Raw genomic sequence first — 11,911 nt, forward strand, 5'->3', positions numbered from 1 at the left:
TTAACACTCAGTCCTTTTTTATTGTTTAGCAAAAATCAGCTATCAACAGACACTTCTACACTTCTTCGTTTAAAAATACGTCTGTAAGTGTTTTTAAATAAGGCCCCAATATCACCTAATATAATGTACAAACAAGGTACAAGAATAAGCGTAATTAAGGTTGCAAACATAACTGCAAATCCCAGCGCAACTGCCATAGGAATTACAAACTTAGCCTGTAGGCTAGTTTCAAACATAATAGGCAACACACCAGCAAACGTAGTGATTGAGGTGAGTAATATTGCTCTGAAACGCGCACAGCCGGCTTCAATTACAGCATTTTTAACGCTAACGCCTTGCTTACGTACCTGGTTTACATAGTCGGTCATAACCAAGGAGTCATTAATTACAACGCCCGCTGCAGCAATAAGACCAAAGCCAGACATTAAGCTCATATCCAAATCAAACCAGTAGTGCCCCCAAATAGCCCCCGTTAAGCTAAACGGAATAACCGACATTACAATAAGCGGTTGTGAATAGCTTTTTAGTGGTACAGCAAGCAGTATGTAAACTAGTATCATGCCTCCAATAAAAAACAACATTTGCTCATTGGCTTGCGCCTGTTGCTCCTCAATAGCACCACCAAGTTCTGATTTAACGCTTGGGTATTCTTCTTTAAGCTGTGGTAATAGGTTTTCTTTTACCTGTTTAACCACTTCGCCCGGCTCAATTTGCTCTTCATCAATACTGCCGTACACATAAACAGTTCGATATCCACCTTCACGGCGAATGTAGCTAATACCGGGAGTTTCGGTTAGCTCAACCACATCACCCAATAACACTTCGCGCCCTGTTGGTGTAGTCACCACTGTATGTTTAAGTGATGAAAATGCTTCGCGTGTAAGTTTAGGGTAACGAACCATTACACGGACTTCTTCACCATTTCTAATTACGCGCTGTGCTTCGCCACCATAAAAGCTAGCGCCAACTTGATTGGCAATGCTGGCAAGATCTAACCCCAAATCAAATGCAACGGGTTTTAAACTCATTTGCACTTCTTTACTGGCTGGATCTATGGTTGAACTTATATCAAACAAGCCTTCTTGCTGTTGGAGCAATTGAATAAAACGGCGCCCTGCTTCGTTTAATGTATCGATATCAGACCCAAATAGAAGGTAACCAAACTCGCCACCACCGTTGCCGCCACCGCCGCCGACGTCGTCTTGAATAGTTAACGATTTAACACCTGCAATATTAGGCATGGCTTCACGCCAACGGCGCGATAATTCAAACGCATCGTAAGGACGTAAGTCTTCATCAACTAATGGGGCTAATAATTGCGCCTCTGTGCGGCCTTGGTTAAACACGAGTAAATCGCGGATAATTTTTTGACCTGTTTGACGCTCTGTTTCTTTATCTACCTCAAGCACCATCGCTTCTATTTCACGAATAGCATTAATAGTTTGAATGTCGGATACGTTGTCATTCATTTCAATATTAATTTGTGGGAAATCATGCGGTACTTTAGGTGAAGGAATAGTGCGCACCTGATTTGAAGCAATTAATGCAAAAGTCACGACTAATAAAGCAATAAAACTAAATAAAACAGTCCAACGCCATTCAACACACTTAGAAACAAAACGTTTATATGGGCCGTTTACAAAACCAAAAAAGCGGGTATTAAATCTATCTCGCCAGCCACCTTTTTTAATAGGAGTAAAATGTGTATGTGCAATATGCGCAGGTAATATGAGCTTCGATTCAATTAAGCTAAATACCAAACATAGCATTACAACAACAGCAATACCGTAAAAAAAGGCACTTTCAGGGCCGCTCGAAAGCGTAAACGGCGCAAATACAGCAATGGTAGTAAGTACACCAAATGTCGCTGGGGTCGCTACACGCTTTGCACCTCGTACAACGTTATCGACACCGCCGCCACTTTTTTCAACCTCACTGTATGCGGCTTCGCCTATAACTATGGCGTCATCCACCACAATCCCTAGCACCATGATAAACGCAAATAACGAAACGATATTTATGCTAATACCAAATAGTGGCATCACCATCATCGCGCCTAAAAAGCACACTGGTAAACCTATCATTACCCACAATGCCAACTTAAAGCGTAAGAATAACGACAACATAATTGCGACTAAAATCGCACCTTGAAGAAGGTTTAATTTCATCATATCTAAGCGAGCATTTAGGTAGTACGTCATATCCATTAAAGGCTCTATACGCACACCCGGTGGGAGCTCTTTATTCTTTTTATCAATATACGCTTTAACCGATTCAGCTACCGGAATAATATTTTGTGATTGCGTTGCTTTTACTGATAAATAAACGGCATTTTCACCATTAAACTTAAAATAACGTTCACCTTCAGTAAATTGATCTTTAATTGTGGCAATATCTTGCAGTAAAACTTTGGCACCATACTCGCCAATTTTTACCGGAATTTGTCTAAATTCTTCGCCTGAATAAAATTGGTTTTCAACACGAACTGATATAACGCCCGCATCAGTTTTTAACTGACCTGCCGAAAAGTTAGCAGAGTAACGACGCACGGCATTCATAACATCTGAAATTGTTAAGTTGTACTGGCGTAATGTATCTGGGTCGATTTCAATCGCTATTTCATCAAGCGGTACATCATTGACCACAAGCGATACATTAGATAATTGCAGCAATTCATCTTCAATATTATTTGCTATCGGCTTAAGCTCAAATAAAGGCAAGTCTGCAACCAGTGTCATGCCTATTACATCTTGTCTAAATTCAATCTGACTTATGGTGACCGGTTCCATACCGGCTGGAAAAGTAGCAATACCGTCAACACGCAACTTTACTTTATCAAGCACATCGGTCAGTTCTGCGTCTGTATGAATTTCAAGACTTGCAGAGCCGCCGTTTCTAAATGCGCGATACACGCCTTTTTTTATTTCGGTAATATCTTTAAGTGATTCTTCAATTTTTATAAGAATACTTTCTTCAATTTCCTGAGGAGAGGCGCCTGGGTAATTAGCGTTTACGTTAATATAGTTAATTTCTATATTAGGAAACATTTGTCGCTGAATCGTTTTGTAGCTTAAAAAACCCATTACGATAATAAACAACATCATTAAGTTTGCAGCAACCGAGTTATTAGCAAAATAAGCTATTAACCCTGTTTGTTTTGTTTGTGTTGATTCACTCATTGTTATTACACCTTAAAGCTGTTGCGTATTTGAGGTGCTCACATCAGAGCTTTCAGGTGCCGGTTGGGCACCTGCTATTTTAACTTCCATTCCCTTTTGAGGATATTCTGGTAACGTAACCACCAGCTTATCGTCAGCTTTTAGGCCACTACTAATATAGAAGTACTCGCCTTCTTCTCGTATTACCGTTACCTTTCTTGGTTCAAGGGTTTGGTTTTCACCTACCACCCAAACGGTTTGGTTGTTAACAAGCGCTTGAGGTAAACGGTAGATATTATTTAATGTTGTACCAGCAAAATTAACCTGTACGTAACTGCCAAATTTAATTGCTGGCTGTTTATTTTTAAGGCCATACGGGTCTTCAATTCGCACCACTAAACTGCTCATACGTGTTGCGTTATCTACAATACCTAAATCGCGGTCAATAACGCCTTCACGAGTAAAGCTATTAAGGCCTTTTTGAATAACTGTTGCGGTAATCCCTTTAATACGTTCAGGCAAAAACACACTATCAAAGCCTGCAATAGGAATAATTACTTCAGCAGTTTCTATATTGTTTAGCTCAGCGACTTGCGAGCCCATTGTCACGTATTGGCCCACACCTACATTACGGCTCACAATAAGTGCATCGTAAGGTGCTTTAACATCACAGTTTTCTAAATCTCGCTGCGCACGTTTTAATGCTGCTTGCGCTGATTTAACATTTGCTTGCGCACTAAGTACTTGAGGCTTACGTAAAAATAAATCAGTACGCGCTTTACTTGGAAAGCGTTTTGCTTCGTCTTCAGCTACTTTTGCTTGCGCTTGTTCTTCAATTAAACCCGCTTGGGCACGAGCAAGTTCAGCTTCAGCCACAAGCACTGCAGCTTCGTAGTTATCTTTCTCAATCGAAAATAAGGTTTCACCACGTGCTACAACCCCACCGGCAACAAAGCTCGGATTCCAACTCAGTACCTCTCCCGATACCTGTGCAGACAGTTGTGTATTTTCCAGCGGCTTTACTTCTCCATAGCTGTTAATTACAACCTGATGGTCGTTAGCCGAAACCGGCTCAACTTGAACAGTAGGTCGCGTATCAACTAACGCTTTTTTTTCTTGTTCATTTGCAAGAGCGTTTATTGCTTTAAAACCAACAACTCCTATAGCAAGCGCAACAAATGGAAAAACCCATCTAAGTGAATTTGTTTGCATATCCTAATTACCCCAAATTTCTATTAACGCCATAATAACAGAGCTTAATTAAACAATTACGTGACATTTGTAAGCAACTGTTACAAATGTGCATTAATTATACTTCTCGTAATTAATTACTTAATTATAAATTAGATTATATAGCCATAAAATTATATTTTGTTACAAACTTTTACTATTTAAAATCAATACATTAAATAAAAAAGGTATTATTTCATCGATTTGTTGTACGAAACAAATTGAAATTACGTACAGTAAAAATAAATTAACAAACGAAAAGATGACATTATGAAACTAACCACCCTAACTCTTGCGCTCAGTATTGCTCTAAGCGGCCATGCTTTTGCCAATGACAAAAAAGACGAAAAAAAACCAAAAACATTAAGTGAAATGATCAAAGGTCAAACCGAATTTGCCGGTATATTTAACCTTTATCAGGACGAAAAAACGGGTAAGCATTTAATGGTCATTAACGAATCGCAGCTTGATACTCCTTTCGTTTATTTTGCTCATACAGTTGATGGGGTGACTGATGCTGGACACTTTCGTGGATCTTACCGTGAAACCAAACTCATTGAGTTTAGAAAGTACTTCGACCGTATCGATATTATAAGTAAAACACCTCGTTATAAATTTGACGAAAACAGTGCCATTTCAAAAGCCAGCAATGCAAACATTAGTGAAGCTGTGCTTGCGAGTATTAAAATAGAAAAAGAAGAAGACGGTAAAATTGCCTTTAACGTCAATAAGTTATTTTTAAGTGAAGCACTTCATAAAGTATCTCCTACTATAAATCCCGCAGATAAAAATGCGAAAAAACGTTTTAAACTAGGCAAGCTAGACAGCAAAAAATCGCGCATTATTAAACAGCGTCCTTACCCTAATAATTTAGACGTTGTCGTAGATTACGTATTTACCAATGCAAGTCCAACCGTTCGTGGCTCTGGCGCAGTAAGTGACCCGCGTAGTGTTTCTGTGAAGGTTCAGCATTCATTTGTAGCACTCCCACAAAACAACTACCAACCTCGTTTAGACGATGCGCGCATTGGTTATTTCACAAACCAGTTTGATCAAATGACGTCAACTGATTGGACGCCTTACGAAGATGTTATTAAGCGCTGGGATTTACAAAAGAAAGACCCAAGCGCTGCACTTTCAGAGCCTGTAAAACCAATTACATGGTGGATAGAAAACACCACGCCAATAGAGTGGCGTGACACAATTAAAGACGCTGTACTTGCATGGAACAGCTCTTTTGAAAAAGCAGGCTTTAAAAATGCTTTAGAAGTAAAAATACAACCTGATGATGCCGACTGGGATGCAGGCGACATTAATTACAACGTACTGCGTTGGACCTCATCGCCTAAACCACCATTTGGTGGCTACGGGCCTGCACTTGCCAACCCGCTAACAGGCGAAATACTGGGCTCAGACATTATGCTTGAGTTTGTATTTATGAAAAATCGCTGGATTTACGACACCCTTTATACACAAGGCGCGATGAGCCACAGCAATAGTACACATACTGGTGAATTAAACTGCTCATTAGGTCATGAAATTCAACAAAACCTTATGCTTGCAAAAGGCTTAGCTGCTGGCGATAGCATTGAAGAAAACGAAATGATACGCCAAGGGTTAACACAGCTTATTCTGCATGAAGTAGGTCATACACTGGGCCTTAACCACAACATGAAATCATCTATTTTGTGGAATGAGAAAGAAGTGCACGATAAGAGTAAAACCCAAGGTATCGTAACAGGCTCAGTAATGGATTATGCACCGGCTAACATTGCGCCGATTGGCATGCAGCAAGGTGATATTTTTCAAACTAAACCAGGCCCATACGACGACTGGGCTATTAACTACGGATACAGCGTAGCGCTGGCTGATGAATCTGCCGAGCAAGCTCGTCTTAGTAAAATTCTTGCGCGTTCTAGTGAGCATGCTTTAGCGTTTGGTAACGATGCAGACGATATGCGCGCGCCGGGCCGTCATATCGATCCCCGCGTAATGATTGGCGATTTGTCATCAAACCCAGCGGCGTATGGTGCAGACCGCATGGCACTTATTAATAAACTGTTTACTGAGCTTAAAGATAAAGCCACTGTTGAAGGCGACTCTTACCAGCAACTTGTTACCTCAGCTAATAGCTTATTTGGTCAGTACAGATCGCAGGCGGGTATTGTATCTCGCCAAATTGGTGGGGTTTATGTAGAGCGCGCCGTTGTAGGTGATACAAACGCCGACAAGCCTTTCACCCCGGTGCCGCTTGAAAAACAAACTCAAGCCATGGAAATTCTAGCCGAGTACGTGTTTGCACCTGATGTGTTACAAAGCATGCAACCGCTTTATAACTTCATGCAGCAACAGCGCCGCGGGTTTAATCACTATGGTAAAAATGAAGACCCTAAACCTCACAAAATGATTTTAGGCATGCAAAAGTCTGTGCTTGCACAGCTGCTGCACCCAGCGGTTTTACTGCGTATTTCAGATACCGCTTTATACGGAAACGAATATAGCTTAAATCAATTTATGGGGGATTTAACGGCGAGTATTTTTGTAAAAGACGCAGAGGCCAGCTCAATCAGTCACAATTTACAAATTGAATATGTAAACCAACTGATCGCTATTGCGGGTTTAGGCAAACCAAGCAAGTTCGATAACCTCGCTAAAACAGCCGCGCTTTATCAGTTAACCGAAATAGCGGATACAAGCCTGTCATGGGGCGCAGATACTGCAGCCAAAGCCCATAAAAAGTATATTGATCGCTTAATTGCAAAAGCACTCGAAGCGTAAATAGTTGTAACAAAAAAAGGCCACATTGATTGTGGCCTTTTTTATAAACTTAATTCCTATCACCATTAAAGGTAAATTCTGCCTTTTAAATACCTAACAGCATGGCCTGTTAAAGTTACCGTTGACTCCCCAACATCGCACTGTATATGACCACCTCGGCTAGATGCCTGATAGGCAGTTAATTGTGTCTTCTCTAACAGTTTTGCCCAATATGGAGCAAGCCCTGTATGAATAGAGCCCGTGACATAATCTTCATCGCCACCGCTGGCAGGCCAAAAATAACGAGAAACAAAATCGTATTCATCACTAGGCGCAGTGGCAACTACATCGTGTGGCGCTAGCGTTTTTAAGAGTGCCGAGTCGGTATTTAAGCTCTTTACTTGCTTAGCCGATTCATAAACAGCAAAGTAAGCTTGACGATTTTTAAGTACCTTAATAGGTTGTATAGACAAGCCATTTAACAGAGCCTGTGGCGGGTTTTTAACCTCTTGTGGTGCTTGTTTAGGGAATGTCATGGCGAAGCTGCCATCATTGTTTTTATTAACAATCAGCTCACCCACTGCATCAGCGATAAAGCGAATTTGCGATACATTATGTTCTTCACATAATACATACGCAGCAGCCAAAGTAGCATGGCCACAAAAGTCTATTTCCATTAAAGGTGAAAACCAACGAATAGCAAAACGCCCATCGGTTTGCCTACAGGTAAACGCAGTTTCAGATACGTTGTTTTCAGCGCCTATGTTTAGCATTAGGTCATCATCCAACCACGACTCAAGTGGGATAACAGCTGCATAATTGCCTTTAAATAAAGCGTGTGTAAACGCATCAATTTGGTGAATAGTTAATTGCATTAGTTTGCACTGGGTTATTTTTCATAAGTTAAAAATGCCACAATTAACTTAATTAAACACTACACTTTTTTATAATTAAGCCATTACTGGTCGCATTTTATAATATTGCATACAACCAAACTGCACGGCATTAGTCAGCAACAACATGATAAACATAAGTAAGTGTGAAGTACTTGGTGTGGTATTTGTTAACTCAACAACTAAGCCACAAATGCCCGCTATGAACTGCAAACTAAAATAACGAGCACTTAAGTTACTTACATCACCTGTGCGCAGCGTTTTGTAGGTTTGTGGCATTACGCGCACTGAGCTCATCACCAATCCTACATAAGTAAGTGCGTTGAGCACCCATGCGGTATCAAAGTTTGGACTTAATAACAGCGAAAACGGCATAAGCGAAAAGCCAAGCATAAGCACTAACTGAAGCCGTTCTTGCTTTGCGGCGTTGTAACGGGCAAAAAAGTACAATATCAAGCCGCTTAATACGCCTGTTACAAAAAAAGGTAAAGCAATAAAGTATCGCTCAAAATAAATGTTATACGTTATGAAATAGAGACTCTGTGCGACTCCAAATGTCATCATCAGCAAAGATAAACCAGAAACACTTCTGTTTTTTCTAATTTTATTTAGCAATGGTAAAAAGCTAAAAAGTAAAATAAATGAAGACAAAATAGGCAAATAGTGCGCCAAAACAACCTCGCTGTTACATAACGGTTACTTTAATTACTTAATAAAAACATTTATTAAACATCTGTTTTAAAAGGCTTTTACTGTGAGCGCGGCATTGTAGAGTGAAGTTAATTTAACTCAACTAAACAGCAAAAACCCTTTCAAGGAACTGGAAACTTATATTTACAAAATATGTTATGTAATGTGCACAGTTTATTAATTTCCCGAATACTTACTCAACCACTGTTAAATACAAATAACAATTGATATCATTTGTATATAAGTGAATTAGATAACGATAACCCATGAGAAAAACACTTTTCAAAATTCATAGCTGGATTGCTCTCATTGCAATTATTCCATTAATTGTAATAAGTATTACTGGCAGTGTGCTTGTATTTAAAAGCGAGATAGATGGCTTACTTATGCCCGAAAGTCATTTTGTGATTAGCACTCAACCTGAACGTTTGAATATGGATGAGTTAATTTCCATCACTCAGAACGCTTACCCTGAGTATGTCATTGGTAGCTGGGAAATTTTTAACGACGATACTGCTGATCGGGTTTACTTAATCGAGCGCGAGTCGCAAATTTGGTATAAATTTCATTTAAATCAATATACTGGTGATATTTTGTCAACTCCCGTGGGAACGAGCCATTATTTTACAGATTGGTTTTTAGAACTCCATTACACCTTTTTACTCAATGATTTAAAAAGCTTACCAGGCCAAACAGGCACCGTTTTGGGGTTCTTTTTTGCTTTATTTTTATTGGTGCTCGGAATAACCGGTCTCATTATTTACAGAAAATTTTGGCAACGCCTGTTTACCGTGCGTTGGCGCGCAACATTACAAATCGTATTAAGTGATATTCATAAAATGACTGGTGTTATTGGCTCACCTATTTTAATTGTTTTAGCTATAACCGGTGGTTATTTTAATGGTGCCGTTTGGTATCACGAAGTACTTGAACACGCTGAAGAAGAACATCATTCCCTAACCAAAAACCTGTATAGCAAAAATGTTTCCTTCCAAGATATTTTAGATGACAGCAAGCAACAAATAGCCACGTTCAACAGCACTTACTTGGTTATGCCATTAGAGCCTGATGACAACATTACTGTATTTGGTGAAGTAAATTCTAATAACCCACTGGCAAGTGAATACGCTAATACCGTTTCGTATAACAAAATCACTGGTGAGCATATTGCCAATTGGGATATACGCCAAGTAGGTCTTGGCTGGAAAGTGCTAGACAGCTTTCGTAAGCTTCATTTTGGTTATTTTGCTGGCCTAATAAGTAAAATACTGTGGAGTTTTATAGGTCTAAGCCCACTATGGCTAAGCGCTACTGGCTTTTATTTATGGTTCACACGCCGCAAACGTAAAAAACAATCGCAAAAAAATCGTCATAATAAACAACGAACAATAACCGCTTGATTAAAAAGTCACCTCAATGTAATGTTAAAAATCACATTGAGGTGGCTTATGAAATCTATAGTATTAGTTACATTATTTTTGGTATTTCTAAGTGCATGTAAAAGCACTCCAACAACGCCTACAGTTGAGCAACCCCAGCTTACTGCGCTTATTAATCACACCCGCTTTAAACAAATAGATACTCCCACCGAGTTGAATATTTTTGAATTGCCAAACGCCGAAAAAAAACGCTTTTTAGCTTATGCCGACCAGCAGCAACTAAACGGTGTTAGAACCGATCGTATTATTTACAACTATTTAGAAAACCAACTTAGCGATTTTAGTTATCATGGTGACACATTAACTTCTTCGCAAACTCTGACTCGCGCACACGGCAACTGTATTAGTTTAGCGGTTCTTACACAAAGTTATGCAAATGCGCTGGGGCTAGAAACCAGCTTTCAAGAAGTTACTAGTGAACCTGTGTACGCAAAAGAAAGTGGAATGGTCTATGTAGCTAATCATTTCAGAACCATGGTATATGCACCAAAAGTTGAGAAAAAAGAGAACGTTATTCAAGTTTTTCGCCCAGGTACCCTGATTGATTATTTTCCTACACGCGGTAGTTTTTATTCTGGCAGCGCCAGCTACAACGACTTAGTTGCGAAGTTTTATGGCAACTTAGCAGCTAAAGCATTTGCTGAAGAAAATCTTAACGCTGCTTATTCTTTTATTTTACAAGCCAATAAATTTACCCCGAATGATGCTGAGCTTTTTAACATGGCGGGTATGTTACATCGCCGTGTGGGAGATTTAAAAAACGCAGAAGTAATTTACGAAACAGCAATAAACAATAATTTATCGAGCGTCAATTTAGTTAATAACTATCAACTATTAGCTAAACAACTTGGTAAAACTGTACTTGTAGAGCAACTAACCAGCCAATTAAATTACAAAGAAAGAGATCCTTATGAACTGCTTGCTCTAGCAAAAAACGATTTACAAACCGGTTTTATTAATCGAGCAAAAGACCACTTAGAACTCGCTATCGTTAAAGCTCCCTATATTTCTGAGCTATACCTAGAGCTTGCTAAAATTCGCTACCAGCAAGGTAAAAAACAGCACACAAAGAGGCTAATTGAAAAAGCAATTGAGTATGAGCGAGACGATAAAAAGTTAAACGTATATCAAGCCAAATTGTTGTCGCTGCAATATAAAGATTAGGGTGAATTGAACTGTGGTTAATCGATTTACTACCCACAGTTCAGATTAACTCAATAAATTTATTTAAAGCGAATAGTAAAAGCTCAGCCATGCACGCATTTCATCGTCAAAGCTACTGCCCTCAACACGCGACACACCCACATTAAATGTTAAATCATTGACACCCGCAGGTCCCATGCCAAAGCTAAAGTCACCTTGATATTTTAAACCGTAACTTTGTGCGTAAACGCTACCATCTAATTGATGTTGAGTGTAATACAGCCACGGCATACCTTCTTTATATGCAACTCCGCCGCCATACCCTTGGTAACGCTCGGCAGTTGCACTATAAAAAGGCAGATCAGCAGCAAGCACAAATTCACTATTGTAGTGTTGGTTTATAAGGTTTGAGTTAAACCCGCCTAGCGCAAGGCGTGCATCGTCTCGCTGCTTTTGTGTAAAGTTAATGTACAAAGGAGCGTTATACACCTTACCAAATAGGGGTTCTAGGGATTTTCCCCTCTAAAGTAACATAAATCGCCACAACCCTCGCAGTTAATGGCTTGTGGAGCTGGGTTACCTTTCATTTTAGACTTCAGTT

The 11,911-nt window shown here is 39.6% G+C and carries 7 protein-coding genes and 1 pseudogene; 3 read left to right on the top strand and 5 right to left on the bottom strand.

All coding sequences use genetic code 11. The annotated features are described in order from the left end of the window. Positions 1-35: 35 nt before the first annotated feature. Both CWB65_RS15430 and CWB65_RS15435 read right to left on the bottom strand, forming a co-directional pair. Complete coding sequence (locus CWB65_RS15430) at positions 36-3,179, bottom strand: efflux RND transporter permease subunit (protein ID WP_138740925.1); 3,144 nt, start codon at positions 3,177-3,179, stop codon at positions 36-38. Between the two features lie 12 nt (positions 3,180-3,191). Beyond that, a complete protein-coding gene (locus CWB65_RS15435; protein ID WP_008126914.1) occupies positions 3,192-4,370 on the bottom strand; it encodes an efflux RND transporter periplasmic adaptor subunit in 1,179 nt (392 codons plus the stop codon). A gap of 288 nt (positions 4,371-4,658) precedes the next feature. Between CWB65_RS15435 and CWB65_RS15440 the strand changes: the two genes are divergently transcribed. Next, positions 4,659-7,166, top strand: a complete 2,508-nt coding sequence (locus CWB65_RS15440) for a zinc-dependent metalloprotease (RefSeq protein ID WP_008126913.1) — start codon at positions 4,659-4,661, stop codon at positions 7,164-7,166. A gap of 65 nt (positions 7,167-7,231) precedes the next feature. Here CWB65_RS15440 and CWB65_RS15445 read toward each other — a convergent pair whose 3' ends face one another. Next, a complete protein-coding gene (locus CWB65_RS15445; RefSeq protein WP_008126911.1) occupies positions 7,232-8,020 on the bottom strand; it encodes a PhzF family phenazine biosynthesis protein in 789 nt (262 codons plus the stop codon). A 75-nt stretch (positions 8,021-8,095) separates the two neighbouring features. Further along, positions 8,096-8,710 (bottom strand): SemiSWEET family transporter, encoded by a 615-nt coding sequence (locus tag CWB65_RS15450; protein WP_008126909.1) that lies wholly within the window; start codon positions 8,708-8,710, stop codon positions 8,096-8,098. A 284-nt stretch (positions 8,711-8,994) separates the two neighbouring features. Here CWB65_RS15450 and CWB65_RS15455 point away from each other — a divergent pair, with 284 nt between their 5' ends. Further along, positions 8,995-10,128, top strand: a complete 1,134-nt coding sequence (locus CWB65_RS15455) for a PepSY-associated TM helix domain-containing protein (RefSeq protein WP_008126907.1) — start codon at positions 8,995-8,997, stop codon at positions 10,126-10,128. A 48-nt stretch (positions 10,129-10,176) separates the two neighbouring features. Then, complete coding sequence (locus CWB65_RS15460; RefSeq protein WP_008126905.1) at positions 10,177-11,331, top strand: tetratricopeptide repeat protein; 1,155 nt, start codon at positions 10,177-10,179, stop codon at positions 11,329-11,331. Between the two features lie 63 nt (positions 11,332-11,394). On the opposite strand, the pseudogene CWB65_RS15465 reads toward CWB65_RS15460, so the two are convergent. Next, positions 11,395-11,811 (bottom strand): annotated as a pseudogene (locus CWB65_RS15465) (TolB family protein); the annotation flags it as partial. Between the last annotated feature and the right edge of the window lie 100 nt (positions 11,812-11,911).

Source organism: Pseudoalteromonas sp. S554 (assembly GCF_005930865.1).
Taxonomy (GTDB): domain Bacteria; phylum Pseudomonadota; class Gammaproteobacteria; order Enterobacterales; family Alteromonadaceae; genus Pseudoalteromonas; species Pseudoalteromonas marina.